This is a genomic window from Chryseobacterium sp. Mn2064 (assembly GCF_049319685.1).
Classification (GTDB): domain Bacteria; phylum Bacteroidota; class Bacteroidia; order Flavobacteriales; family Weeksellaceae; genus Chryseobacterium.
Genome location: NZ_JBMOUE010000009.1, coordinates 87,696 through 113,126, shown reverse-complemented (window position 1 = coordinate 113,126; position 25,431 = coordinate 87,696). Strand labels below are relative to the sequence as shown.

Annotated in this window: 24 protein-coding genes; 8 read left to right on the top strand and 16 right to left on the bottom strand. The window is 35.9% G+C overall.

The window, feature by feature from the left end; genetic code table 11:
- Window positions 1–9 precede the first annotated feature (9 nt).
- Complete coding sequence (locus tag ACL9RH_RS23335) at window positions 10–822, top strand: carboxypeptidase-like regulatory domain-containing protein (protein WP_422695728.1); 813 nt, start codon at window positions 10–12, stop codon at window positions 820–822.
- 94 nt (window positions 823–916) lie between these two features.
- The gene (locus tag ACL9RH_RS23330; RefSeq protein WP_422695727.1) at window positions 917–1,651 is read left to right on the top strand and encodes an SIMPL domain-containing protein; all 735 of its coding nucleotides are present in this window, start codon (window positions 917–919) and stop codon (window positions 1,649–1,651) included.
- A 70-nt stretch (window positions 1,652–1,721) separates the two neighbouring features.
- Here ACL9RH_RS23330 and ACL9RH_RS23325 read toward each other — a convergent pair whose 3' ends face one another.
- The 5 genes from ACL9RH_RS23325 to ACL9RH_RS23305 are packed head-to-tail and all read right to left on the bottom strand — an operon-like array spanning window position 1,722 to window position 6,628.
- Complete coding sequence (locus ACL9RH_RS23325; RefSeq protein ID WP_422695726.1) at window positions 1,722–2,234, bottom strand: GNAT family N-acetyltransferase; 513 nt, start codon at window positions 2,232–2,234, stop codon at window positions 1,722–1,724.
- Between the two features lie 4 nt (window positions 2,235–2,238).
- The gene (locus ACL9RH_RS23320) at window positions 2,239–2,460 is read right to left on the bottom strand and encodes a PspC family transcriptional regulator (RefSeq protein ID WP_422695725.1); all 222 of its coding nucleotides are present in this window, start codon (window positions 2,458–2,460) and stop codon (window positions 2,239–2,241) included.
- A 1-nt stretch (window position 2,461) separates the two neighbouring features.
- Window positions 2,462–3,724, bottom strand: coding sequence for a DUF2851 family protein (locus ACL9RH_RS23315; RefSeq protein WP_422695724.1), 1,263 nt, complete (start codon window positions 3,722–3,724; stop codon window positions 2,462–2,464).
- Between the two features lie 27 nt (window positions 3,725–3,751).
- Window positions 3,752–4,900: an N-acetyl-alpha-D-glucosaminyl L-malate synthase BshA gene (gene bshA, locus ACL9RH_RS23310; protein ID WP_422695723.1), complete on the bottom strand. Its 1,149-nt coding sequence runs from the start codon at window positions 4,898–4,900 to the stop codon at window positions 3,752–3,754.
- Between the two features lie 24 nt (window positions 4,901–4,924).
- On the bottom strand, window positions 4,925–6,628 hold the full coding sequence (locus tag ACL9RH_RS23305) for a glycoside hydrolase family 3 protein (protein WP_422695722.1): 1,704 nt from the start codon (window positions 6,626–6,628) through the stop codon (window positions 4,925–4,927).
- 140 nt (window positions 6,629–6,768) lie between these two features.
- Here ACL9RH_RS23305 and ACL9RH_RS23300 point away from each other — a divergent pair, with 140 nt between their 5' ends.
- Window positions 6,769–7,293, top strand: coding sequence for a hypothetical protein (locus tag ACL9RH_RS23300; RefSeq protein ID WP_422695721.1), 525 nt, complete (start codon window positions 6,769–6,771; stop codon window positions 7,291–7,293).
- A gap of 222 nt (window positions 7,294–7,515) precedes the next feature.
- On the opposite strand, the gene ribA is transcribed toward ACL9RH_RS23300, so the two are convergent.
- The 8 genes from ribA to ACL9RH_RS23260 all read right to left on the bottom strand — a co-directional run bounded on the left by ribA (window position 7,516) and on the right by ACL9RH_RS23260 (window position 14,568).
- Window positions 7,516–8,112 carry a GTP cyclohydrolase II gene (ribA, locus tag ACL9RH_RS23295; RefSeq protein WP_422695720.1) on the bottom strand — a complete coding sequence of 199 codons (597 nt, stop codon included), beginning with the start codon at window positions 8,110–8,112 and terminating at the stop codon, window positions 7,516–7,518.
- Window positions 8,113–8,133: 21 nt separating this feature from the next.
- Window positions 8,134–8,592, bottom strand: a complete 459-nt coding sequence (locus ACL9RH_RS23290; RefSeq protein ID WP_422695719.1) for a hypothetical protein — start codon at window positions 8,590–8,592, stop codon at window positions 8,134–8,136.
- Window positions 8,589–9,203 carry a DUF4254 domain-containing protein gene (locus tag ACL9RH_RS23285; RefSeq protein ID WP_422695718.1) on the bottom strand — a complete coding sequence of 205 codons (615 nt, stop codon included), beginning with the start codon at window positions 9,201–9,203 and terminating at the stop codon, window positions 8,589–8,591. Before ACL9RH_RS23285 ends, ACL9RH_RS23290 begins: the two co-directional genes overlap by 4 nt.
- A 17-nt stretch (window positions 9,204–9,220) precedes the next feature.
- Window positions 9,221–9,439, bottom strand: coding sequence for a twin-arginine translocase TatA/TatE family subunit (locus tag ACL9RH_RS23280; RefSeq protein ID WP_422695717.1), 219 nt, complete (start codon window positions 9,437–9,439; stop codon window positions 9,221–9,223).
- A gap of 31 nt (window positions 9,440–9,470) precedes the next feature.
- Window positions 9,471–11,033 (bottom strand): peptidoglycan DD-metalloendopeptidase family protein, encoded by a 1,563-nt coding sequence (locus tag ACL9RH_RS23275; protein ID WP_422695716.1) that lies wholly within the window; start codon window positions 11,031–11,033, stop codon window positions 9,471–9,473.
- On the bottom strand, window positions 11,030–11,878 hold the full coding sequence (locus ACL9RH_RS23270; RefSeq protein WP_422695715.1) for a DUF4292 domain-containing protein: 849 nt from the start codon (window positions 11,876–11,878) through the stop codon (window positions 11,030–11,032). The genes ACL9RH_RS23275 and ACL9RH_RS23270 overlap by 4 nt, the downstream gene beginning before the upstream one ends.
- 109 nt (window positions 11,879–11,987) lie before the next feature.
- Window positions 11,988–13,004, bottom strand: a complete 1,017-nt coding sequence (locus tag ACL9RH_RS23265; protein WP_422695714.1) for a sugar phosphate nucleotidyltransferase — start codon at window positions 13,002–13,004, stop codon at window positions 11,988–11,990.
- Window positions 13,005–13,140: 136 nt separating this feature from the next.
- Window positions 13,141–14,568 carry an oligosaccharide flippase family protein gene (locus tag ACL9RH_RS23260; RefSeq protein ID WP_422695713.1) on the bottom strand — a complete coding sequence of 476 codons (1,428 nt, stop codon included), beginning with the start codon at window positions 14,566–14,568 and terminating at the stop codon, window positions 13,141–13,143.
- Window positions 14,569–14,668: 100 nt separating this feature from the next.
- Here ACL9RH_RS23260 and ACL9RH_RS23255 point away from each other — a divergent pair, with 100 nt between their 5' ends.
- Both ACL9RH_RS23255 and ACL9RH_RS23250 read left to right on the top strand, forming a co-directional pair.
- Complete coding sequence (locus ACL9RH_RS23255) at window positions 14,669–16,003, top strand: dihydroorotase (RefSeq protein WP_422695712.1); 1,335 nt, start codon at window positions 14,669–14,671, stop codon at window positions 16,001–16,003.
- A 315-nt stretch (window positions 16,004–16,318) separates the two neighbouring features.
- Entirely contained in the window at window positions 16,319–17,278 is a 960-nt protein-coding gene (locus ACL9RH_RS23250; RefSeq protein WP_422695711.1) for a tetratricopeptide repeat protein, read from the top strand.
- A 60-nt stretch (window positions 17,279–17,338) separates the two neighbouring features.
- Here ACL9RH_RS23250 and ACL9RH_RS23245 read toward each other — a convergent pair whose 3' ends face one another.
- The 3 genes from ACL9RH_RS23245 to ACL9RH_RS23235 form a co-directional block, all read right to left on the bottom strand.
- Window positions 17,339–19,636, bottom strand: a complete 2,298-nt coding sequence (locus ACL9RH_RS23245) for a GH92 family glycosyl hydrolase (RefSeq protein ID WP_422695710.1) — start codon at window positions 19,634–19,636, stop codon at window positions 17,339–17,341.
- 71 nt (window positions 19,637–19,707) lie between these two features.
- The gene (locus tag ACL9RH_RS23240; RefSeq protein WP_422695709.1) at window positions 19,708–20,397 is read right to left on the bottom strand and encodes a response regulator transcription factor; all 690 of its coding nucleotides are present in this window, start codon (window positions 20,395–20,397) and stop codon (window positions 19,708–19,710) included.
- Window positions 20,398–20,412: 15 nt separating this feature from the next.
- Window positions 20,413–21,660, bottom strand: a complete 1,248-nt coding sequence (locus ACL9RH_RS23235; protein WP_422695708.1) for a sensor histidine kinase — start codon at window positions 21,658–21,660, stop codon at window positions 20,413–20,415.
- Between the two features lie 174 nt (window positions 21,661–21,834).
- On the opposite strand from ACL9RH_RS23235, the gene ACL9RH_RS23230 reads away from it, so the two are divergent.
- From ACL9RH_RS23230 to ACL9RH_RS23220, 3 genes are all read left to right on the top strand, one after another.
- A complete protein-coding gene (locus ACL9RH_RS23230) occupies window positions 21,835–22,245 on the top strand; it encodes a DUF1573 domain-containing protein (protein WP_422695707.1) in 411 nt (136 codons plus the stop codon).
- 203 nt (window positions 22,246–22,448) lie between these two features.
- Window positions 22,449–23,330: an SDR family oxidoreductase gene (locus ACL9RH_RS23225; RefSeq protein WP_422695706.1), complete on the top strand. Its 882-nt coding sequence runs from the start codon at window positions 22,449–22,451 to the stop codon at window positions 23,328–23,330.
- A 79-nt stretch (window positions 23,331–23,409) separates the two neighbouring features.
- Window positions 23,410–25,344 (top strand): M1 family metallopeptidase, encoded by a 1,935-nt coding sequence (locus ACL9RH_RS23220; RefSeq protein WP_422695705.1) that lies wholly within the window; start codon window positions 23,410–23,412, stop codon window positions 25,342–25,344.
- Window positions 25,345–25,431 lie beyond the last annotated feature (87 nt).

The window sequence follows — 25,431 nt, the reverse complement described above, 5'->3', positions numbered from 1 at the left end:
AAATCAAAATTGAAAAATAGGAAAGAACACATTGCTATCAGTTGGGAGAAGAAGGCTCTTTTTCTCCTGAGCTTTCTTTGCAACGTCTTTTTATTTTCCCAACAGACTATAAGCGGAAGAGTAGTGGATGACAATGGAGAAAGCTTAAGCGCTGTTACTATTATTAATATATCATCTGATAAAAAAGTATACTCCAACTCCGAAGGACTATTTTCCATTGAAGCGAATCCCAATGATGAATTGAGGTTTGTAAAAGAAGATTTCAAAAGAGCGTCAGTAAAAGTGCTTAGAAATGGAGTCAACTATCAATTGTCAATCACGTTGTTTCAGATTCCCAAAGATGTTGGAGAAGTGAAGATTGTCAAAAAACTGACAGGAGATCTTGAGAAAGATTCCAGGATTGTAGCAAAAGTAGATAAAGCAGAACAGGTGAAGAATGCAGTAGGACTTCCGGAACCTGTAGGAAAGATGAGAGAAAGACCTGCGGAAGTGAAAAGTGTCCTTTTGCCTATCCTTCTTGGAAATCTTAATGTGCAAGGAATGTATGACCTGATCAGCGGAAAGGCGAGACGACAGAAAAGACAATACAGATATGATGACCTTCAAGAGCATATTCTTTGGGTTCGGAATAGAGTAGACAACGAATATTTTACCAAAGCAGGAATTCCAGCTGAAAGAATTTCAGAGTTCATAGAATTTTCATTCCTGGCAAAACCACAGGTAAGAACGTATGTGAAAGCCAAAAATCTCTCGGGAGTAATGCTGAGAATGGAAGAAACAATTCCCCTTTTTCTAGAAAGATTAAAGAATGCCAAGTCATAAAAAATCATGATTTGATTATGTTAAAGAATTCTTAAAATTCTGGAATGGAAATTGATATAATGTAAAGTATAACCAATCTCTATTCACAAATTTTATGAACAAAAACATTATTGCGGTAGCAGTAGGAGCCCTGGGTTTTGTCCTTGGTCTCGGCTTTCTTGGAAATGCCATAAAAAACAGAAACAAATCTGAAAATACCATTTCCGTTACGGGTCTTGGGGTTAAACAGTTTACCTCTGATCTTATTACGTGGTCCGGAAGTTTTTCCAAAAACAATATGGATCTGAAATCAGCCTATGATGAGCTGGCGCTGGACAGAAAAGTGATCAACGATTATCTGCTTTCAAAAGGAATAAAGCAAAACGAGATTGTTTTTTCCTCTGTAGATATCCAGAAGCAGTTCCGAAGTTATAACGATACGAACGGAAATTATGTACAGGGTGAATTCTCCGGATATAACCTTACTCAGAAAGTTTCTATTGAAAGTAAGGAGGTTGCTAAAATTGAAAATCTCTCCAGAAATATCACCGAAATCATCAACCGTGGTATTGAATTTACGTCTTCATCACCCGCTTATTTTTATACCAAACTGGCGACTGTAAAACAGGAAATGATTGCAGGTGCAACAAAAGATGCTAAAGAACGTGCCGAAAAGATTGCTGAAAATTCAGGAAGCAGCCTGGGAAATCTTAAAAAAGCAACCATGGGAGTCATTCAGATCACTGCACCGAATTCTAATGAAGATTATTCCTATGGCGGAACTTTTAATACTTCTTCAAAAGAAAAAGAAGCCAGTATTACAATAAAACTGGAATATGAGGTGAATTGATCAACATGGCTGGACTAACAATAAATGAAAAAAAGAACGCCGGAATGATTAATTTCCGGCGTTGTATATTTTAAGGATACACAGTATCACATATCTCTTTTTTCAAATCCTCAACATTGTCGGGAGAATAATTGGCCAAAAGCCATAAGTTTAGAGAACGTTTTCCTACGCCATAACTTGGCTGAATGTAAGTGGTGTCTATCAGGCTGAAATTATTTCTCTGATAAAAAGAATAACGTCTTGATGCATCTTCGCTTAAATCTGCAGGTTCAATTTCAAGGATAATCTGAGGGTAATTTTCCAATAAGTACCCCATAATTTGTGAGCCTAGTTTTTTACTTCTGAAAGATTCAAATACCTCAAAATGTTCTACAAAAACAAAAGAGCTGAGCTCCCATAAGATAAGGTAACCAGCAGTTTCAGATTCGTGAACAACAGACATGAATTTTACATGAGGATTGGAAAACAATCCAGCGAATTGTTCCTTGTCTCTTTGTTCGTCAATAGGAAAAGTAGTCGTATAAGAAGCATAGATTTCCTTTACTCTATGGTCTTCTGCTGAAGTAATCGGTAAAAATTCCATGATGTTATAAGTCGAAAACGCTTGGTCTTCTTGTAATGAAAATATCTTTGATCCAGATCGTAAATCCGAGTCCTAAATAAATCAGAAAGAAAAATCCTGCGGTAGCAAAAGTAGAATAGATAAAGAAGATCCTCAGTTTAGATACAGGAATTCCCAGTTTAGCGCCCGTTCTTGTGAGTACTCCAAACCATTCTCGCTCCATTTTATGACGGATATTGCTTAGCATTTCAAGATTCTTTTAAAAGTTTAAATCCAATACTGCAAGTTAAGCAATTTTTTTCTTCACATGAATTTTTATGGTGATAAATCAGGCTTTGACTTTCTAAAGCATCCGTGACTTTTATACCCAGTTCCTTCCAGTTCTGAATGACAGAGTTTTTCTCCGCAGGAATATTTTGATAGAAATCAATCATTTCATCTGCAATTTCTTCGTTATGATATCGGTGATAAGTATACTTGAGAGGAAGAATTGTATTGAGAATGATGAGGTCTATAAAATCTTTGCTTAACGTTTTCGGCTGTACTTTTGAAATTTTTCCGAAATTGAAATGGGAATCCCAATATTCAGAAGCTTTAATAGAGGTAAAGATCTCATAAATCTGTTCAGTATGTTGAGCAGAAATTATTTTTGAAAATAAATTCTGATGCTTAGAATACAGATCTGCGAGTTGAGATAAACGGAGCGTAGGAAAGTTAGGAGGTCTTAACCTTAAAAACTTCGGATGCAGCTTTAGATCGGGAATAGAAAACTTTGCTTTAACAAATTCAAACTCTCTTTTCCATATTTTCATCTGATCATCTTTGGGATGCTCCAGCCATCCTGAGATTCCAAATAAAAGTGCTTCAAGCTGATGCGGATTTTGCCTGATTTTATTAACAATCGTAAAGTCGATGCTTTCCGCTACTTGCCTGAAAATTGAGGCATTTATTTTTAATCCGAAAGAATAGGCAAGGCTATGAAAGAGAACCGCTTCAAAATTATTTTTATGACGAGCTAAACTTTGTTCAAGTTCTTGAGATTTTTCTTCCAGTTTTTTTAGGATGTTCTCTTCATGAAAATGAACAGGTATTTTATTTATATTGAAAATGCTTTCACAGGCAATGAACTGATTTTCATGGATTAACTTTTCGTATTTCCAGAGGATATCCTTATCAATATAATCATTGAGTTCCAACGTGGAAACATTCTTTTGGCTAAGTTCTTGAATTTCTAAATCATGCTGAAATACAACATGAAGGATAATGTTTTGGTAATCGGGATTCTCAGAATGATGATGGAAAATCCAGTCTGAAGAACGTATGTGTAACTCTATATTGCCTGCCAGAACTAACCCGTTGATTTTGACTTTAGCATCAAAAAAATCTGGTCCGGCATCTTTATTCCATCTCCCGAAATGGATAATTTCAACGGAATTCCCTTCAATATCCTTGAAGTCGAAATGTTTGAAAACTTTGTAGTTCCAAAGATATTGAAGTAGTTTTTCCGTCATAGTGTGACGATAAATATAATAGAAATATTATACTTTCGTCAACTCATTTTTAAATTTTTCTATCGTTGTTCTATACATTTTTTCATATATAGGAAGAATATTTTTTAAATCGAATTTTATCGCTTGTTCTTTCGCGTTTTGCTTCATTTTGGTTAAAAGTTCTTCATTGCTCAATAGTTTTATCGTGTAGTTGCTCATAGCTTCTACATTTCCTATTTCAGCAAGGTAACCGGTCTCTCCCTGAATATTCACTTCAGGTATTCCTCCCGCATTGGAGCTGATCACCGGAGTATAGGCCGCCATTGCTTCCAAAGCTGCGAGACCAAAACTTTCCTGTTCAGACGGAAGTAGAAATACATCCGAAAGCTGTAGGATTTTATAAAGATCATTCACCTTTCCTAACAAACGGATCTTAGAAATCAGTTCAGGATTTTCTTCCAAAAACTGGTTTACTTTTTCCATATCCGGACCTTCACCAATGATGATCAGTTTAGATTTTACCTTTCTTTCTACATTTTTAAAGATCTGAAGTACTTCATCCACACGTTTTACCGGCCGAAGATTCGATACGTGAATCAGAATTTTCTCGTCAGGATTAGCAAATTGCGTTCTTTGACATTCGGAACAGTCGTCAAATTCAGAATTGTCAATAAAGTTGGTAATGACCTGGATTTCCTTTTTAATATTGAAAAACTGAAGGGTATCTTTTTTCAGGCTTTCAGAAACTGAAGTAATCGCATCAGATTGGTTGATGGAAAACTCTACCGCATGTTTATAACTTGGGTGTTGTCCTACAAGCGTAATATCTGTTCCGTGGAGTGTTGTTACCAAAGGAATGTCATTATTATCTTCCTGAAGCATTTGTTTAGCTGTAAAAGCAGCATATGCGTAAGGGATGGCATAATGAGCATGAAGCAGATCCAGTTTATAAAGATTCACAACCCTGTAGATCATAGAGCTCAACGCAATATCATAAGGTTGATATTGGAACAGAGGATAAGTCTGAACATTGACCCTGTGAAAGAAAATATTAGGATTGGTAATATCTAGCCTTGCAGGAAGTGCAGAACTGATGAAGTGTACCTCATATCCTTTGTTGGCAAGGGACATTCCTAATTCTGTTGCTACAATTCCGCTTCCTCCGTAGGTTGGATAGCAAAGTATGCCTATTTTCATTGGATTATTGTTGTTTTGATGTTGTTATTTTGTATTTATTGAGGCGGTAGGGTTAAGGTTCAATCCCATTCCCGGCTTCAACTGATCGTTAACAAGTACAGGAAGTTTTCCCCAGATTCTTGTTTTCCCGTTTAAAGCGTCCGCAGTGGCATTCATAGAGTCGTCATTGTTTTCATAAGAAACAAGTACTGTTGATATTGTAGAGATATCAATATCTTTTAAAGCATAGGCACTTCCGAATACATTCAGAATGACATTTTGATTTTTGCTAAGATCAGCAAGAACTTTCTTAGATTCAGCAGAGATTTTATAAGGTTTATAAGCTGTAGAATTATCCTTATGGAAACCTACAATTACTTTTGAGCCGGCTGGAATGGTACTGATCTCTCCTGCTTTTTTAAGAGTGACATTAGCTCCCAATCTGTTGGCAAAAGTCTGATAAGGTGCTTCCTCAAGAGGAACGTAATACACCTGTTTTCCGGTCAGAGGAAGCAATTTTTTCTCGTCCTTTAGTAAAGTCAATGCATTCGAATAAAGATTCTGAACCAATATTTTATGAGTATCATTATTGAGATCAGCATTGATGTTTTCAGGATTTTTGGGTGTATATTGTGTAAGTCCAAGGAAGTATTTTGTTAATAAAATCTTTTTTACACTTTCTTCGACTCTGTTTTGAGAAATTTCTCCTTTGTCGATTGCCTTCTGAATCAATTTTTTTCCTTCAGAAACACCTTGTGAGAAAAGCATAATGTCGTTTCCTGCTTTGAAAGCCATTGCATCCAATTCTCCGGGTTTATATTTATTGGCTACAGCACCCATATTTAAAGCATCTGTAATGATTAGCCCCTTGTATCCAAGTTTGTCTTTCAATAAGCCTGTGATAATATTCTTGGAAACGGAAGCAGGAATTCCTTTGCCTGATTCTAAACTCGGGACGTATAAATGAGCCACCATTACACCTCCGATTCCTTTATTCATCAAAGCTTTAAAAGGTGCCAATTCAATAGCATTAAGTCGATCCATACTATGAGAGACTACCGGAAGATCAAGGTGAGAATCTGTATTGGTATCTCCATGGCCTGGAAAATGCTTGATCGCAGCTAATATATTGTTATCCTGTAATCCATTAGAATAGGATAGGGCAGAGCTGATCACATTATCTACTTCAGAACCGAAACTTCTGTTCCCAATAATAGGATTGCCGGGATTTGTATTTACATCTACAACGGGTGCAAAATCCCAATTGATCCCCATTCTATGGCAATCTTCGGCTATTTTTGCAGACATCTGATACACCAGGTTTTTATCCTGAATTGCTCCTAAAGTCATTGCCCAAGGAAATTTATAAGCGGTAGCAATTCTCTGGAACAATCCCCATTCTGCATCCATTCCGATCATCAAAGGGATTTTAGACTTCTGCTGAAATTCATTAACCAGATTGATTTCTCTTGCAGCATCATCCTGCATTAAGATCAGACCGCCAATTTTATCGTTGTTAACAATATTTCTTACCTGGCTGATGTACTCTTCTCCTTTATTCGTATAAAGTGCAACAATAAAAAGTTGTCCTAGTTTTTCATCCTGAGAAAGATTTTTATACGTTTTATCTACCCATTGATGAGCCTTTTTTACATCTTCTTTGGATGCATTTTTAGGCTGATACTGGGCGTTTACCTTATTACTTATCAATGCTGCAATAAAGAGTGAAGTATATAGTATTTTCCTCATGACTTTTTTGAATAAGAACAAAAATACGATTAAAAAAACGACGAAAACAATGTTTTTGAAATTTTTGGTATATGATTTGAATACGCAATATAAATAATAACTAAACATTCGTAGAAATGAAAAAAATTCTTCCCCTTATATTGCTTTCAGGTATTGGTTTATTATCATATAGCTGTGATAACCGTAATGATGATCCTGTTGTGGTAAATCCTAATCCGGGAGACAGTGATACCCTTCCTGTAATGAAAGATGTAAATGTTAGTTTGAACAGCTCAAATAATTATTCACATATTGAATTGCTTAATCTTCAGAATACTGACGTAGTATTAGTTTATAGAAAAGATCCTGCATCAAGTAACGCTTGGCAGCTTATCCCTAAAACATATTACTTAGCTGGTAGTAGAGAGTTAGAATATAATTTCCTATTTAATAGCCAAAAGGTGGAGATTTTCACAGAGGGTGTTGACCCTGCTACATTGTCTACTTCTGAAGCAGGTACTTATCTGAATAACCAGACTTTTAGAATTGTATTAGTGTATGCTAATGCTGGTAAGTCTGCTTCCGCTAAAAGTGCTAAACCTGCTGTAGATTATAGCGACTACAATGCTGTAGTGAAATATTATAATCTTGATGAAAGCAAAGTGCAGACAATCAATGCCAAATAATTTAGAAATATCTTTTCAGTTTTTTATAATTAAAGAAAGCTCCAGGAGAAATCCTGGAGCTTTTGATTTATATATCAATTGCGACGTAAGTATGAATCTCAGAATTCGTTCGTTACTATTTTGAAAGTGAATCTATAAGGAAAAATAAATGTGAATATATTTTGCAGAAAGTCATTTGTCAATAAAAAAGCTTCAGAATTTTCTGAAGCTTTTATTTATATTTTAGTTATCATTATCATCCAAAAGATGTCCAAAGAAATCTTTTTTTGTCTGAAGATAGCCTTTACTTATTTCGTTGGCTGGGATCTGTAATGGAACTCTTGAGTTAAGATGTACATTACTTTCAACTACATATTTTACCTTTTCCGGATTGTTGGTTAGAAGATTGATATCTTTTACATCCAATACGTTAAGAATATCTATGGCCACTCCAAAATTTCTGTCATCTGCCGGTAATCCCAGTTCAAGATTAGCCTGCACAGTGTCTAGACCTTTTTCCTGTAAAGAGTAAGCTTTAAGCTTATTGATGATTCCGATATTTCGTCCTTCCTGTCGAAGGTAGATGATAATTCCACCATTTTCGTGGATATATTTCATAGCCGCATCAAGTTGCTGGCCGCATTCACATTTTTTTGAATGGAAGACTTCTCCGGTAATACACTCTGAGTGGAAACGAACATTTACAGGTTTAGAAAAATCTGTATTTTCTGCGACAATAGCCATGTGAGGCATCCAGTCGTTTTCGTTTTCAGAGAAAGCGATCATTCGGAAAGTACCGTGCTCTGTGGGAACATTGGCTTCCGCCTGAATTTTAATCATTGATAATCGTTCAATTAGTTTTTAACTTCCTGGTAAAGCATCTTCAATTACAGAGATATTGGTTTTTAATCTAACCAGATATCTGTTGAGAACTTCGTCATCATCTTTGCCGAGACCTTGTCTTTGCTTTTGAATTTTTTTGTATGATTTTTCGAAGCTTTTCAGTGCTCTTTTCTTTCCTGCAGAGTTGTTGGCATCAATCGCATATAAATAATTCTGAAGGCTGTATTTCAAATTGGTTACCTCATCATTCAGTCCATCGTTTTTAAACTTAGGAAATGTAGAAATAATGTTTGAAATTTCAGAAGCATTTACATTCTCTTTGATATTGATATTAAAACTCTTTTTTGAGCCTCGGTCAGAATCTGAACCTTTAGTATCACTATAAAAGCTGCTTGACAGCGGAGAAAGGTTAAGCTTTTCCGTTGCACAGGAAGATGTTAGTATAATAAGTACTCCAAAAAAAACTAGTCTTTTCATTTTTGTTGCCCTTTTTGATAAAGGATTGGGTTAAGACTTTCATCGTTATACATTTTCATTTGTTTGTATACTTTCATCTTAACATTACCGTTTTCAATATCAGCAAGCAACTGGTCGATGGAAGTTGAAAGGTCCTCTTTCTGAGTAAGCAGAACATCCAGTTTAGCCTGGCAGTTATTTCTGTGTTCTTCAGAAGCGGATTCTCTGTTAGCTTCCATTGACATATGATAGACCTTTAACGCAAGAATTGATAATCTGTCTACTGCCCAAGCGGGAGTTTCCGTATTTATCTTTGCTTCAGGTTGAGGAGTTATATTTTCAAACTTATTAAGGAACCAGCTGTCTATATATTCTACCAGATCAGTTCTTTTCTGATTGGAGCTGTCTATCGTTCTCTTGAGTTGAAGAGCTTCAGCCGGATCAATATTTTCATCTCTAATAATATCTTCCAGATGCCATTGAACGGTATCAATCCAGTTCTTTGCATACAAAATCCGTTCCAAACTGTCTTTTTCGAACGGGTTATTAATTAGAGCGTTAACGTCATCAGACACGTGATAGTCTTCAATAGATTGATTGAAGACTTTCCATGCAGTCTCAGTAAATTTCATTAATTCTAAGGAATTTTTTAGTTGCTTGAAGAATTATTGTTGGTGGTATTGGAAGACGATTTGTTTTCAGAACCTGGTTTGTCTTCTTCTTTTACAGCATCTTTAAATTCCTTGATTCCTGAACCTACACCTCTCATAAGTTCCGGAATTTTCTTTCCTCCAAAAAGTAATACTAGAAGTATTGCTACGATAAGGATATGTTGCCAAGATAAGGCAAGTATTGTGAGTGTATTCATCTCTTAAAATTTTTACAAAGTTACACTTTTTTTAATAGGAAATCCAACCTAATGGATCAACTGGTGTACTTCCGTTCCATACTTGGAAATCAAGGGTGTAAGCTCCATCAAAATCCTGAGCTACTGTACCTACAGGAGTCCCTGAAGAAACCTGCTGTCCTTTGGAAACACTTACATTTCCTAAGTTGGAATAAATGGTGAAATAGCTTCCGTGTTTAATGATGACGGTTTTTGTTCCATCATTATTAGCCAGTATAGATGATACTGATCCCGGGAATACAGATTTGGCTCTTGTACCGGAAGGAACCGAAATTTTAATCCCATTATTTTCTTCCGTAATATTCTTGAAAACAGGGTGTGGCTGTCTTCCAAATCGGTGTGTAATTTGCCCTGCACGGTCTGCTGGATAACCGAGTCTACCTCTGTTGTCTGCAAAATTATTTCCGGCAGCTGTAGAAACACCGTAGCTCGTCATTGCTTTGCTTTCGGCAGCTTTTTTCTCTTCTTCTTTTTTCTTGGCAAGTGCTAGCTCGGCAGCTCTTGCAGCATTAAGTTTGTCCGCAGCTTCTTTAGCCTTTGCATTAGCTTCGTCGGATGCTTTTTTAGCCGCAATTCTTCTGGATTCATCTCTTGCACTGGCTTCTGCTTTGGCTGCTTCTTCGTTACGTTTTCTTTCTTCTTCAGCTCTTTTGGCAGCAAGATCTGCAGCTCTTTTAGCTTCAGCTTCAGCGAGTTTTCTTTCTCTTTCAAGAGCTTCTGCACGTGCTTTAGCTTCTGCTTCAATTCTTGCTTTTTCTCTTTCTGCAGCAATCTTGGCTAGACGTATTTTTTCTGCTTCAGCTTTTCTTCTGGCTTCTTCTTCAGCTTTGGCAATTCTTATTTCCTCGGCAATGATGGCTCTGATTTGTCCTTCAAGAGCTTTAGACTGAACCTGTTTTTGTTTCAGTTCAGCAGTCAGCTTAGATTCGTTCTTTTTAAATTCGGTTACAAGCTGCTCTTTCTGTGCTCTTTCTACATTGATGGTGGCCAAATCCTTCTGCTGGTTTACCAGAAGTGTTTCTTTTGCTTTTACAGAATTTTGCTTTTGAGCAATGGTTTTTTTGATCTGATTGGCTGCATCAGTAATTTCAGCAGCTTTTTTATCCTGGTAATCTGAATATTGTTTTAAATACTGAACTCTTCGTATAGCTTCACCCAGATTTTTGGCTGAAAGGATAAACGTTACTTTGTTCTGTACTCCTTTGTTTTTATAAGCGTTCACCAAAACCTCAGAATAGTTTTTTCTCAACACAGCCAGTTCTTTATTCTGACGGTTGATTTCCAGCTGACGTAGATATATATCGTCCTCAATGAATCTTTTTTCTTTCTGTGTATTGTTGTAGACCTTTTCTCTTAAAACCAGTTTTTGATTGACACTGGAGAGATAAGCAACAGAAAGTTTAGATTCACTTCTTGTTTTGGCTAAATCGGTATTTATTTGTGCAATTTGTTTTTTAAGTTCGGCATTCTGCTTCTGCAGCTGTTCTTTGTTCTGCTGTCCCTGGTGCAGTCCAAACATCAAAACACCTATTAAAAAGCTAAATTTTTTAATCATTTAATCTCAATTTTCTTATAACTGGATGGTACAGAATAAGGTGTTTCCATCCTCGAAAAGTCAAATTTCGTATTTTCCAGTAAAATCTGACTAGATTTTGAACCTTTTATAATTATTTTAACATTTTTTGGAAGGCGAATTCCATTATATTCATTCCAGTCGCTATAAGAAATATCAAGCTCATCTGAGGATAAAATATCTTTTAGATTAACGCTCAGCAAATCGTAATTGGTGTCGTATTGCAGTTCTATTTTATACTCTCTGTTTTTCTCGTCGGTGACGATTTTCTGATTGGTGTTGGAGGTCATTTTGAACCCCTGTGCATTTTGTGTCAGATTAAACTGGCGGTCATTGATTTTTACAAACGTGCGGCCTAGCAGGATTTTTTCCAACGATTTATAATCAATGAAGTTAACGTTCAGAAGATTATTAAGATAATCGAAGTCAGAATCGATATATGTTTTATTTATTTTGTCTTGGCCTTTTATCCCTTCCGGAGTTGCAATTCCTCTTGCTGCATTAATGAACAAAGCTCTCAGGTTCATCCAAACCTTTTGATCATTTTCAATATAGATCGTTGCATCTAAGGTAGGAACATAACTTCCGGTTTCTACACGTACTTTACTGTCGATTTTAATCTGTTCAAACTTTGGTGGAACCAGCACATGCTCGTAAAATGAGAATTTGTCTTTCACCGGCTCATTTACATCTTTTGGATCTCCATTATCTTTTGTAGTGGCAATGCTGTCCTTCCCATTATTAGCATTATCATTCTGAACAGCTGTACGGGTTTTACAGGAAGTTAAAGCAAGAAGTAGTAAAAAGAGTGGAATCCAATTTTTCATTTATTTATCTTTTTTGATTAAAAACCGAGCAATATTAACGCCAAACCACACAAAACATTTTGTGTGGCCTGACAATTATCTTATTTGATTAAAAAAAATCTGGTCTTAATTACTTCGAAAGGAAGTCTAAAACAGAATAATCTCCCAAAGAAATTTCTCTGGCAACTCCAAAATACTGAGCAGAGTTACCGATCATAGAATTGGAAAGATTTCCGTGGTTGATTCTTGTGTTCTCCTGAATCAAAGAGTTCTCAATATTGGAATTCACAACAGTCGTGTTATTTCCCAATGAAACCCCCGGACCAACTTTTGAATTCGAAATTTTCACATTTTCACCAATAAAGCAAGGTTGAATGATCAGAGAATTTTCAATAACGGCAGAAGCTGGGTAATGCGTCATTTCTTCTCTTTCATATTCAAGAATTTTGCTGTTGGTTTCTACGGTAGCATTTTTATTTCCACAATCCATCCAGTCATTTACTTTTCCTAAAGTAAATTTAGCCCCTTTCGATCTAAGGTTTTCTAATGCTGTAGTAAGCTGATATTCTCCTCCGTTTTTGATGTCGTTCTCCATGATGTAGTTGATCTCCTCCATCAGTTTTTCCGCACTATTGAAATAATAGATACCAATAATAGCAAGATCGGAAACAAAAGTCTTAGGCTTTTCTACAAAATCTGTTATAAAACCGTAGTTGTCTAGCTTTACCACTCCGAATGCAGAAGGATCTTCTACACTTTTTACCCAGATCACTCCATCTGAATTTTTATCTAAAACGAAGTCTGCACGGAAAAGGGTATCTGCAAAAGCAATTACTACATCTCCCTGCATAGATTGTTCTGCACATTTGATTGCATGTGCTGTTCCAAGAGGGTCATTCTGGTAGTAGATGCTTCCTTTTGCTCCCAGTTTTTCCGCAATCTGAATAAGAGACTTTTCGATCTCTGGTCCAAAATCTCCGATGATAAAAGCTACTTCTTCAATATTTTCTCCTGCAACTTTAGCAATATCTTCCACTAATCTCTGCACGATGGGTTTACCGGCAATAGGGATAAGCGGTTTTGGAACTGTCAGTGTGTGGGGACGTAATCTGGAACCACGTCCAGCCATAGGAACAATAATTTTCATAAATTATATAAAAGATGTTTTATTAGTTAGTTAAATATTAAGGTTAAAGATAGTAATTAAAACCTTTGTCATGGTATGATTTATATCTTTTTAAATGAACGATAGTTTTGTTGAGCATCAAAATAAAGACCAAAGTTTACTTCTTTCTGATTCTTGATAAAATCATGTTTTTTTCAGAATAAACCAGAATTCCGGCGAAGATTAAGAATAATACATTACTTGTGATGATATTATAATGAAGGTACTTTACAATAATGAAACTGAAAATTCCAAGTAGGATCAAAAAGAAAGACATTTTCTTCATTCTGTAGGGAATAGGATAGTATTTCTGCCCCAGCATATAAGACACAATCATCATGATAACATAAGCTCCGAATGTAGCCCATGCAGAACCGATCATACTGTGATAATAGTTTAGGGCTAAAAGATTAAGCGCAATATTGATTCCGGCTCCAAGCCAAGAGATTACTGTGCCTACACTCGTTCTGTCTGTTACTTTGTACCATGTGGAAAAATTGTAATAAATTCCGAAACAAAGATTAGCAATAACGATGATAGGAATAATATCTATAGCAATCCAATACGATTTGTTTGGGATAAAGACGGCTTTTAGCCATGAAATATTGGCGATAATTCCTAAAGCAACCGCACAGGCAAAGAATGCGAAATACTCAGCCACTTTAGCATAGGTTTTCTTGGCGTCGCCTTTATCCATTTGTTTAAAAAAGAAAGGCTCAATACCCATTCTGTAAGCGGTAACAAATAAGGTCATCAGTACTGCCAGTTTATAACATCCTCCGTAGGCACCGGCTTCTTCATCTGAGATATAGTTTCTTTGAAAAGATTTATCAAAATTTTCATTCACCATAAATGCCAGACCCGCTAACATGAGAGGAAATGAATACTTGATCATACGACCAAACAAGGACGTAACAAACTGAAATCTTACCTTTAATATAACAGGAAATAAGAGCAGAACACCTAATGCACTTCCTGCCAGATTACTGAAGAACGGATAATCCACATTTTGGGTTAATCCAAAGCTTTTTGAAATGTTTTCAGGAATCCAGAAGAATAATGCTGCGGTAAAAACAGCCTGAAATATGGATTGAGCAACTCTTATTGCTGAATATTTAATAGGTTTATTATGAAAACGCAGCCACGCAAAAGGAATGACCAGTAAGTTGTCGAAAAAGGCAATCATTGCAAACCATTTGATGTATTCGGGATTGTCATGATACCCCGTATAATCTGCAATCGACTGATTGAACAAATAACATAATGCCAGAAAAACCGTGGATGTTGAAAATAAAAACCAGAAGGAAGTATTGAATGTCTTTTTTTCATTGTTTTCTTCGGCTGAAAACCGGAAATAGGCTGTTTCAAAACCAAAAGAAAGAATAATATTGACAAATGAAATCCAGGCATACAGCTGGGTAAAAATAGCAAAACCTTCATTCGGGATTTTATAGATCAAAAGTGGATTGAGAATAAATAAAATGATTCTTGGCGCTATAGCTCCCGCTCCGTAGATGATTGTCTGTCCTAATAGTTTTTTATACAAAGTCGAAATTTTTTACAAATGTAAAACTTTCAGCATTCGTTTTGTGATTTTGAGGTTAATTAAAACTTAAAATCTTAATTTTACCGGGAAATAAATTGAAATGAAAGTTCTTATCAAAAACGTAAAAATCGTCAATGAAGGAGAAATCTTTGAAGGCGATATCCTAATAGAAAACGATGTAATCTCTAAAATAGGTGCTGATATAGCTGAAAATGCAGATCAGATCATTGATGGTTCCGGAAAATATCTTCTTCCGGGAGTGATTGATGACCAAGTGCATTTCCGTGATCCGGGCCTTACCCATAAAGGAGACATCGAAACTGAATCAAGAGCTGCAATTGCTGGTGGAATTACCAGTTTTATTGATCAGCCGAATACCGTTCCTAATGCCGTTACTCAGGAATTGCTTGCAGATAAATATGTAATTGGATCTCAGAAAGCATATGCCAACTATGGTTTTATGATGGGAGGTACGAATGACAATCTTGAAGAGGTTTTAAAAACAAATCCAAGAAATGTTCCCGGGATCAAATTATTCTTAGGATCATCCACCGGAAATATGCTGGTTGACAATCCTGAAACTTTGGAAAATATTTTTAGCAATACAAAAATGCTGATTGCCGTTCATTGTGAAGATGAAGCAACCATCAGAGCCAATACTCAAAAGTATATGGAGGAGTATGGAGATGATATTCCGGTAAAGTTCCACCATTTGATCAGAAGCGAAGAAGCGTGTTACAAATCATCTTCCAAAGCGATAGAACTTGCTGAAAAAACAGGAGCCAGGCTTCATGTATTCCACCTTTCAACAGCGAAGGAAATGGAACTTTTCAGAAATGATATTCCGTTAAAAGATAAAAAGATTACTGCTGAGGTATGTGTGCATCACCTGACATTTACCAATGAAGATTATGAAACAAAAGGATCACTGATCAAATGGAATCCGGCAGTAAAAACTCAGGCAGATAAAGATGCTCTTTGGGAAGCTCTTCTTGATGACAGAATTGATGTGATTGCTACAGATCATGCTCCTCACACTGCAGAAGAAAAAGATAATGTATATACAAAATGCCCATCAGGAGCACCATTGGTACAGCATTCTTTACTTGTAATGCTTGAGAATTATAAAAATGGAAAAATATCTCTGGAAAAAATCGTTGAGAAGATGTCACATAACCCAGCCATCCTTTTCAGAGTGGAAAAGAGAGGGTTTGTAAGAGAAGGGTATAAGGCAGACTTGGTTTTGGTAGATCTTAATGAAGACTGGATGGTTTCTAAAGACAATTTGTTATATAAATGCGGTTGGAGCCCACTGGAAGGAATGAATTTTCATTCTAAAGTTACCCATACCTTCGTAAACGGACATCTTGTATATGAGAATGGAAAAATTGCCGATGAGAAATTTGGAGAACGTTTACTTTTTGAAGTAGAATAATTGAACTGGAAAGAACAATTGAAAAGTAACTGATTCCGTAAAATCTCGGAAATCATGAGCATATAATAGAAGCGGGCTTTAGCCCGCTTTTTTATTTTGAAATAGTGGAATTTTTTTTATAAATATGATGTTTATCGTTCTTTTATGACCTTTTAGATGGTCCGAATTTATGTAGTTTTGTACCGAAAAAAATAATAGCTAATTTCTATGTACAAATTTTTATTAATTCTATTCCTGTCTGTTTCATTACAACTCAATTCACAAGTTAATACTCAGTTGCTCTCTAATTCATCTTGGGTAAGGGTGAAATTTAGTATGCTTGACGGAAGTAGAGATTTAACAGTACGTGATTCAAATATTTTATTGTGGAAAATTAATGGAAATACTCTTTGTGAATATACGCATCCAGTATTCTTAGAATGGAAGAGTTGTTTAGATTTTAAATTAGATAAAAGGTTAATGAGAACTTCTAAGGAAGCAGGTTATCAAATTGAAAAATTGACTTCGGATTCTTTGATTGTAACACAAAAAGTGGAAGGTATAGATGCACCAGATAAAATAAAAAAAATATGGTTTGTAAATAGATCTATTTTAGTGGAAGATTTTTTAAGTAAGAATAATAAAGACTCTGTTGTAGCTAGTAAAGATTTTACACCTTCATTAAAACGAAACGTAATCTCAGATTTATTAGATATGTATGTAAAAAAGGAATATTCTCATGACCTTGCTTTCGAAGGAAATATCTTAATTTTTCCGAAAAAACAAATAATTAAAATCGAAATTAATAACGAAGAAGGATTTCAAAAAGAACAAAAAAGTATCGACCTTTTCAAAAGTACTTTTGAAAAAAGTTACAATGAATGGGATCTTTATGGATTTGAAAAAATTGATAAAATTATTATTCCCTATAAATATGCTAGTAAACTAAAAAAAGGCCAAGGTGAAACTAATTCTATGAAGATTTCTTTTTTTGGTCAGAATAATGTTGATTTTGTACAAAAATTTATTGTTTATGTAAAAGATAAAAAGCGATCAATACAAAGTTTTGGTAAAGCAGTACAAGCGATTAATAATAATAAATTTGATAAAGCAATTGAGTTTTTTAATGAAGCCCATGAGTATGACAATACAAATACAGATGCTTTATACAATGTGGTAGGAATTTCTTTAGCCCAGAATAAAATAGATGTGGCCTGTGTTGCACTGAAAAGGTTGACAGATTTAGAACAAACAGAGGGAACTAAATTGTTCAAAGAAAAATGTTCAAATCAATAAATAAAAAAAAGCGGTAGTCATACCGCTTTTTTTATTTTCTAAGAATGTCGTCTCAACCTTTTATTTTTTTGCTTTACTTCCCATATAGAAAGTCAGTTTTCCACCATTCATAATTTCAGAATGCTTCAGCGTAAAATTCTCGATCTCCTTACCATTCAAAACAACTTTCTGAACATATACATTTTTTGGACTCTGGTTGATAGCCTCAATTTCAAAGACTTTTCCATTTTCCAAATTCAGTACAGCGTTGTCAACAGCAGGGCTTCCGATAGAATAGTCTTCTGAACCCGGAGCTACAGGATAAAAACCTAAGGAGCTTAAAATATACCATGCGCTCATTTGTCCGGTGTCATCATTTCCTCCCAATCCGTCAGGAGTCGATTTATACTGCATTTCTAAGATACGACGGATCTGAGCTTGAGTTTTCCATGGCTGTCCTGCCCAGTTATAAAGATAGGCCACATGATGGGCCGGTTCATTTCCATGAACATATCCACCGATGATTCCTTCTCGTGTAATATCCTCTGTATCTGCAAAGAATTCATCTGGAAGGTGCATGCTGAATAGTTCATCCAGTTTTGAGGAGAATTTCTTTTTTCCTCCCATCATTTTAATAAGTTCATCTGGATTTTGAGGAACAAAGAAACTGTAATTCCAGGAATTTCCTTCAATAAAACCTTGCCCGTGAGTACTTAAAACATCAAAATCTTTTTTAAAGCTTCCGTCAGCCAGGCGAGGGCGCATAAAGCCAATAGTAGGGTCAAAATTATTTTTCCAGTTTTGAGAACGTTTTATAAACTGGTTGTAAATTTCGGTTTCCCCAAGATGTTTGGCCAGTTGAGCTATAGCCCAATCATCATAAGCATATTCCAGGGTGTTTGAAACTGAAGTTCCGTTTTTCTCGGCGGGAATATAACCTAAGTCGATGTATTGTCCAATTCCTTCATAATCTCTCTTGTTAGCTGTTTCTACACAGGCTTTCAGCGCTTCTTTAGGATCACCGTTATAATTTCCTTTGATAATAGCATCTGCTACCACACTCACACTGTGATAACCGCTCATACACCAGTTATCATTGGCATAATGCGACCAGATAGGTAACATTTTCATAGAGAACTGATCATAATGAGCCATCATCGATCTTACCATATCATTATTCCTTTTAGGCTGAATAATATTGAAGAATGGATGTAATGCTCTATAAGTATCCCATAGAGAAAATGTTGTATAGTTAGTGAAACCGTCTGCTTTATGAATGTTTTGATCCAATCCTTTATATTCCCCATTCACATCCATATAGGTTGTAGGGTTGATAAAAGTATGGTACATGGCAGTGTAGAAATTGATCTTTTCTGTATCAGAACCTTTGATGATAATCTTATTCAGTTCTTTGTTCCAGATATCCTGTGTCTGAGCTTTTACCTGATCGAAAGACAGATTTCCTGTTTCTTTTTCAAGATTTTCCATTGCATTGGCCTGGCTTACCGGGGAAATAGCAAGTTTGATTTCAATAGCTTCATTGTCGTGAGTATCAAAATCGAAATACATTTTTAGATTTTTTCCTGCAATTTCCGGGAAGTTTTTAGTTTGATCAAATTTTCTCCAAAACCCATTATAAACCTGCTTTCCATCATAGTTTTGCTGACCATAATTTTTAAAAGGCTTTGAGAATTTCATGGCAAAATAAACCGTTCTTGTTCGCGCCCAGCCATTGGTCTGACGGTAACCGGTTACAGTATTTCCGTTTTCTACACGAGCGTAGGTCCAAACATTTTTTCCATTATAATTATAAATTCCGGCCATCAGATCCAGAATGATATGAGCCTGGTCAGACTTTGGAAAGGTATAGCGGTGAACACCCACTCTTGAGGTTGCTGTGAGTTCTGCTAAAATATTATGATCATCCAGTTTTACTTTGTAATATCCAGCTTCTGCTGTTTCATTCTGGTGTGAAAAAGTACTTCTGTAACCCCTTTCAGGATGGGAAGCTGTACCAGGATTAAGCTGTAATTTTCCTATCGTAGGCATAATAAGAAAATCTCCTAAATCGGAATGCCCCGTACCACTGAAGTGTGTAGAACTAAAGCCTACAATTGTTTTATCTTCATAACGATAGCCTGCACAGTATTTGTAAACTTCTCCATTGTACTTTCCGTTGAGTTCATAGGAAATGGAATCTGTTTCCGGGCTCAGCTGTACGGCTCCAAAAGGTGAAGTGGCACCAGGATAAGTGTGTCCCATTTTTTCGGTCCCAATAAGGGGATGGACATATTGTATCAGTTTTTCAAATTTTTGAGCATTACAGTGTACGCTGAAAAATAAAAGAAACAGAAAAACAGAGGTCTTGTGATGTTTCATTAATGACAAATTTTCAAAGGTTAAAATTAATTAAAATCATCATTTACTGCTTTATTTTACATGAAATTCGTTTAATATTGATGCTTTTCAGAAAAGCGGAACCCTATTCCGTGAAGATTTTCAATCAGAATGTTCTGCTCATCGGCCAATACTTTTCTCAGCCTTGAAATAAAGACATCCAGACTGCGCCCCATAAAGTAATCATCATCTCCCCAAATGGCTTTCAGGATGTCCTGTCTTTTCAGAACCGTATTTTTATTACGGATAAAGTATAAAAGCAGTTCAGACTCTCTCTGAGTAAGAGTAATGGTACTGATGGCGTCCTGTAAGGTATAATTTTTAGGATCGAAATCGTATTTGCCTACTTTATAGTTGTTGGAATAGGTATGGGTTTTCTTTGAGCGCTTCAGAAAAACTTCAATTTTCAGAATCAGTTCTTCTATGCTGAATGGTTTTACCAGATAATCATCGGCACCTATTTTCAAACCTTTGATGCGGTCTTCTTTCAAAGCTTTTGCCGAAATAAATATGATAGGGATGTCTGAATTTTTGCTACGAATGTGTTGTGCTACTTCAAAACCATTCATTTCAGGCATCATAATATCCAGAAGGCAGATGTCGAAAGTATTACTGTTAAAGGCTTCAACGGCAGATTTACCATCCGAATAGCAGCTGATGTCATAATAAGTTTCCAGGCTGTCCTGTATAAGGAAAGCAATTGTTTCATCATCTTCTGCATATAAAATTTTAGATTTCTCCATACTTACTTATTCAATTTAAAACGGGAAAAAGAGGGTAGTGGTAATTCCTCTGTCTGTATTATTTTCTACCGAAATTTTCCAGTTATGCTGCTGTACAACCTTTTTTACGTAAAATAATCCTAATCCGAAACCATTCACCTCTTCACTTCTTTTTGTATTTACGCGGTAAAACTTTTCAAAAATATGAGGAATATTTTTAACAGGAATCCCCATTCCGTTGTCTTTAAACTTTAAATATAGCCCTTTTGAATCTTTATAGGAAGAAATAATAATCGTAGGCTGTGTCTCACAATACTTGATGGAATTATCCAAAATATTATAAATGATGTTAGTAAAGTGAAACTCATCGGCCATGATTGCAATACCGCTGTCAATCTCTATATGGATATTGAGATCTTTTTCTTTTTGCAGCATAGCATCCGCAATCTCCTGAATAAATGGAAGTAATATTATTTTTTGAGGTTTTAACGAGAGTCCATAATCATCATTTTTGGCCAGATTCAGTATCTTTTCAATGTGACTGTTGAGTTTATAACTTTGATCGATGATAATGGAAGTATAGGTTTGCAGCTTCGTATTCTCCTTTACCAAATCCTGTTTGTTGAGCGCTTCTGATGCTAAAAGGATTGAGGACAAAGGAGTTTTAAATTCATGCGTCATATTATTGATGAAATCACGCTGCAGCTCTGAGAATTTTTTCTGTTGAATAATCGTGTAAATAGAATACACATACACCAAAAGAATAATGATAAGTGCAAAAGTAAGCACATACCAAAATCTTAATGAACTGATCAGATAAGTGGTTTTATCAGGAAAACGAATAGAAAAATAATAGATGAGGTTCTTATGCTTCGGGAAATTGATGACTTTATTACTGGGATTTTCCTGATGCGTAGACATATATTTTCCATAGATCATTTTGTCGCTGTGACAGTTGTATAAGGCATACACATAATCTGTATTGATCTGAAAACGGGTGAATTCTGTTTTCAGGTAATATTCCAGAACAACGGGGTGAAATTCATTGTTAATATTAACTACGTAATAATCATTGGCAATATTCTGTACAGGGTTTTCAGTAAAAGAATTTTTTCCTCCAGATAATTTTTCTGCTACTTCAAGCAATGCAATATTTACTTTTTGGTTGAACTTTTTATCTTCAAGGTTGTAAGCCTGTATGGTCCACATGAGCTGAGCTATTAAAATTCCAATAATAGCTACAAATCCTAACGTGATAATAATATTGAGTTTCTTGATTTTCATTTTTCCAGAACAATATTATCCAAAAATATCTATTAATCTTTTATCATTAACAACTTGTTAACAAATGTTTGACAGCGGTTAACAAGTGACTGCTGTTTTCTGTTTTATATTTGCTATATCAATAAAAAGGATAGGGCCTTAGTTCATTATCCTTAACCATTAAAATTTATACTCATGAAAAAATTAAAAATTACAGCAGTTTTAGCAGTTTTAGCTTTCTCTCCATTTTATGCAAATGTATTCTCTACAGAAGCTCCTTCTATTGTAAAAGTGGTTGCTGATGCTATCAAATGGAAGTCAGAATCTATAGACGTGGGAAGCATTCCTCAGGGAAAACCAAAAATCATCAGATTTGAATTTACCAATACAAGTTCAAAGCCGATCATCATACAGAATGTAGCGCCTTCATGCGGATGTACAACAGCAGATTATACAAAAACACCTATTCAGCCAGGGAAAAAAGGTTTTGTAGAAGCAAGTTATAACGCCGCTGCAGCAGGTCCGTTTATGAAAACAGTAAACGTTACAACCAGCGAAAGCAAAACTCCGAAGACTCTTTCTTTTAAAGGAACAGTCACTTCATAATAAATCATATTTCAATATTAACAAGAAGCCGTCTCACTATCTGTGGAACGGCTTTTTTCTCATTACTATCTCCTGCATAATTTAAAAAAACGACAGGAAGAATAATTATATTAAATTTACATATCAAGTATCATTAATTTTCTATGAGAATCTTTTCTCAGTCTGTAGAATTTATATTATATATTTATTAAAATAATTAAATTATGAGCATATACACACAACCGATGCTGCGCGAAGGAGCACTAAAAGATAAAGTAGCAATTGTAACAGGAGGCGGAAGCGGACTTGGTAAAGCAATGACCAAATATTTTCTGGAGCTGGGCGCCAGTGTGGTGATTACTTCCAGAAATCTGGAAAAACTTCAAACGACAGCAAAAGAACTGGAAGATGAAACAGGCGGAAAGGTTCTTTGTGTAGCTTGTGATGTAAGAAACTGGGAAGAAGTAGAGGCAATGAAAGAAGCTGCTTTAAAAGAATTTGGTAAAATTGATATCCTGCTCAACAACGCTGCAGGAAACTTTATTTCTCCTACAGAAAAACTGACGCACTCCGCTTTTGATTCTATTTTGGATATTGTTTTAAAAGGAACAAAAAACTGTACCCTTTCCATCGGAAAACACTGGATCGATTCTAAATCTCCGGGAACAGTTCTGAATATTGTAACAACCTACGCCTGGACGGGTTCTGCTTATGTAGTTCCTTCAGCTTGTGCAAAAGCAGGTGTATTGGCCATGACAAGATCATTGGCAGTAGAATGGGCTAAGTACGGAATTCGTTTCAATGCGATTGCTCCAGGGCCATTTCCTACAAAAGGTGCGTGGGACAGACTTCTTCCAGGGGATCTTCAGGAAAAATTCGATATGAAAAAGAAAGTTCCATTAAGAAGAGTAGGAGAACATCAGGAATTGGCGAACCTGGCAGCGTATCTTGTCTCAGATTATTCCGCTTATATGAATGGGGAAGTTGTCACCATTGATGGTGGAGAATGGCTTCAGGGAGCAGGAGAGTTCAATATGCTGGAAGCTATCTCAAGTGAAATGTGGGATGCTTTGGAAGCAATGATCAAAGCGAAAAAATCAAACTAAACGAAATAATACTGATAAAAACCTCCCGGATTTGTAACAATCGCGGGAGGTTTTTTTACCTATCTACAAAACTTTTACTATGAATTATAAACTTCCGACAGTCTTTTCTGCAGTAAGTGCTTTTCTTCTTTCAGGATTTACTTACGCGCAGCAAGCTCCAAAATATGATTATGTAGAAGCATTTAAACCTTTCTTTTATCCACAGACAGGCACCGAAACCCGTTCCGCTAGCGGTCAACCCGGACATGCTTATTGGCAGAATTCTGCCGACTATCATTTGGACGTAAGTTTAAACGAGGACAAAAAAGAGATTACGGGTACTGCTGAAATTACGTATACCAACAACAGTCCGGATCAGTTAAGTTTTCTTTGGTTGCAGCTGGATCAAAATTTATTTGCAAAAGACTCTCGTGGAAACGCTGTAACTGCTTTATATAGTAGTGGAAAGGGACGTAATGGTGAAAATTTTGACGGGGGATATACCATTAAATCAGTAAAGCTTGATGGTAAAGATGTAAAATATACAGTTAGCGATACAAGGATGCAGATTGATTTACCAAAAGAACTGAAATCAAGAGGAGGCGTCGCCAAAATATCGATTGAATATTCTTTTGTTTCTCCTGATTATGGCTCTAGCAGAATGGGAATCCTGGAAACGAAAAATGGCAGAATTTTTACCGTAGCGCAATGGTACCCAAGAATGTGTGTATATGATGATGTAATGGGATGGAATACCCTTCCTTATTTAGGCGCTTCAGAATTTTATCTGGAATATGGAAATATCACCGCCAATATTACAGTTCCGGCAAGCCATTATGTAGTAGCATCAGGAGAACTTTTAAATGAGAAAGGAGTATACAGTAAAGAAGAAATAAACCGATGGAATCAGGCCAGAAACAGTGATAAAACTGTAATGATACGGCCAGAATCTGAAATTACGAAAAATAAACCCTCCGGAACCAAAACCTGGAAATTTAAAATTGTACAGGCCAGAGATTTTGCGTGGGCATCTTCTGCAGGATTTATTTTAGATGCAGCAAAAATTAATTTGCCAAGTGGAAAGAAATCACTGGCTGTTTCAGCATATCCTGTTGAAAGCGAGTGGGGAAGGTCTACAGAATATACCAAGGCTTCTATAGAATATTATTCTGAAAAGTGGTATGAATATACCTATCCGGCAGCCATCAACGTAGCAGGAAATGCTGGCGGAATGGAATATCCCGGAATTGTTTTCTGTCACATGAATTCAAAAGGATCTGGGCTTTGGGGAGTAATCGATCATGAGTTTGGTCACAACTGGTTTCCAATGATCGTGGGATCTAATGAAAGAATGTTTGCCTGGATGGATGAAGGTTTTAATACATTTATCAACAGCCTTTCAACAGATGCTTTTAATAAAGGAGAATATTCCAGAAAAGGGAATTCTCTGAAAGCCGATTTTCTTATGAATGATAATCTGGAGCCTATTATGGTGGGGCCTGATAATATGGGAGGAGGAAATATTGGTACTTTAGCTTATTACAAACCCGCTGCGGGATTATCTATATTAAGAGAAACGATTCTAGGACCTGAAAAATTTGACAAAGCTTTCAGAACTTATATCGACCGTTGGGCCTTTAAGCATCCTACTCCCTGGGACTTTTTCCACAGTATGGAAAATGTTTCAGGAGAAGAGCTGAGCTGGTTTTGGAGAGGGTGGTTTTTTAATAACTGGAAGATAGATCAAGCAGTGAAAAATGTAACATATCTGGGAAATGATCCTCAATATGGTGCTCAGATTACCATTGAAAATATAGGACAGCTTCCAATGCCGACAACTGTTCGGATAACTTTTAAAGATGGAACAGCAAAAACAGTAAAAATACCTGTTGAGGTTTGGAAAAAAAATAAAGAATGGACCATCCAAATAGATTCGAATAAAGCCATCAACGAGGTGAAACTTGATCCGAAATCTTTAATTCCTGATGCTAATTTGGATAATAATATTTGGTCCTCCTCTGCTGCAAAACCATAGGATGACTGCAAATTGAAATGTCGTTTCACAAATTATATGGTTAATTTAACAATATAATCATACAAACAAGACTTCCTTGTCAAAGAG

Excerpts from the sequence above, each read along its gene's own strand:
- ACL9RH_RS23320 (WP_422695725.1), bottom strand. The coding sequence starts at position 2,460 with ATGCTAAGCAATATCCGTCATAAAATGGAGCGAGAATGGTTTGGAGTA.
- ACL9RH_RS23280 (WP_422695717.1), bottom strand. The coding sequence starts at position 9,439 with ATGAATACACTCACAATACTTGCCTTATCTTGGCAACATATCCTTATC.
- ACL9RH_RS23290 (WP_422695719.1), bottom strand. The coding sequence starts at position 8,592 with ATGAAAAGACTAGTTTTTTTTGGAGTACTTATTATACTAACATCTTCC.
- bshA (WP_422695723.1), bottom strand. The coding sequence starts at position 4,900 with ATGAAAATAGGCATACTTTGCTATCCAACCTACGGAGGAAGCGGAATT.
- ACL9RH_RS23255 (WP_422695712.1), top strand. The coding sequence starts at position 14,669 with ATGAAAGTTCTTATCAAAAACGTAAAAATCGTCAATGAAGGAGAAATC.
- ACL9RH_RS23265 (WP_422695714.1), bottom strand. The coding sequence starts at position 13,004 with ATGAAAATTATTGTTCCTATGGCTGGACGTGGTTCCAGATTACGTCCC.
- ACL9RH_RS23240 (WP_422695709.1), bottom strand. The coding sequence starts at position 20,397 with ATGGAGAAATCTAAAATTTTATATGCAGAAGATGATGAAACAATTGCT.
- ACL9RH_RS23330 (WP_422695727.1), top strand. The coding sequence starts at position 917 with ATGAACAAAAACATTATTGCGGTAGCAGTAGGAGCCCTGGGTTTTGTC.
- ACL9RH_RS23220 (WP_422695705.1), top strand. The coding sequence starts at position 23,410 with ATGAATTATAAACTTCCGACAGTCTTTTCTGCAGTAAGTGCTTTTCTT.
- ACL9RH_RS23230 (WP_422695707.1), top strand. The coding sequence starts at position 21,835 with ATGAAAAAATTAAAAATTACAGCAGTTTTAGCAGTTTTAGCTTTCTCT.
- ACL9RH_RS23275 (WP_422695716.1), bottom strand. The coding sequence starts at position 11,033 with ATGATTAAAAAATTTAGCTTTTTAATAGGTGTTTTGATGTTTGGACTG.
- ACL9RH_RS23250 (WP_422695711.1), top strand. The coding sequence starts at position 16,319 with ATGCTTGACGGAAGTAGAGATTTAACAGTACGTGATTCAAATATTTTA.
- ACL9RH_RS23245 (WP_422695710.1), bottom strand. The coding sequence starts at position 19,636 with ATGAAACATCACAAGACCTCTGTTTTTCTGTTTCTTTTATTTTTCAGC.
- ACL9RH_RS23305 (WP_422695722.1), bottom strand. The coding sequence starts at position 6,628 with ATGAGGAAAATACTATATACTTCACTCTTTATTGCAGCATTGATAAGT.
- ribA (WP_422695720.1), bottom strand. The coding sequence starts at position 8,112 with ATGATTAAAATTCAGGCGGAAGCCAATGTTCCCACAGAGCACGGTACT.
- ACL9RH_RS23270 (WP_422695715.1), bottom strand. The coding sequence starts at position 11,878 with ATGAAAAATTGGATTCCACTCTTTTTACTACTTCTTGCTTTAACTTCC.
- ACL9RH_RS23285 (WP_422695718.1), bottom strand. The coding sequence starts at position 9,203 with ATGAAATTTACTGAGACTGCATGGAAAGTCTTCAATCAATCTATTGAA.
- ACL9RH_RS23235 (WP_422695708.1), bottom strand. The coding sequence starts at position 21,660 with ATGAAAATCAAGAAACTCAATATTATTATCACGTTAGGATTTGTAGCT.
- ACL9RH_RS23325 (WP_422695726.1), bottom strand. The coding sequence starts at position 2,234 with ATGGAATTTTTACCGATTACTTCAGCAGAAGACCATAGAGTAAAGGAA.
- ACL9RH_RS23225 (WP_422695706.1), top strand. The coding sequence starts at position 22,449 with ATGAGCATATACACACAACCGATGCTGCGCGAAGGAGCACTAAAAGAT.
- ACL9RH_RS23315 (WP_422695724.1), bottom strand. The coding sequence starts at position 3,724 with ATGACGGAAAAACTACTTCAATATCTTTGGAACTACAAAGTTTTCAAA.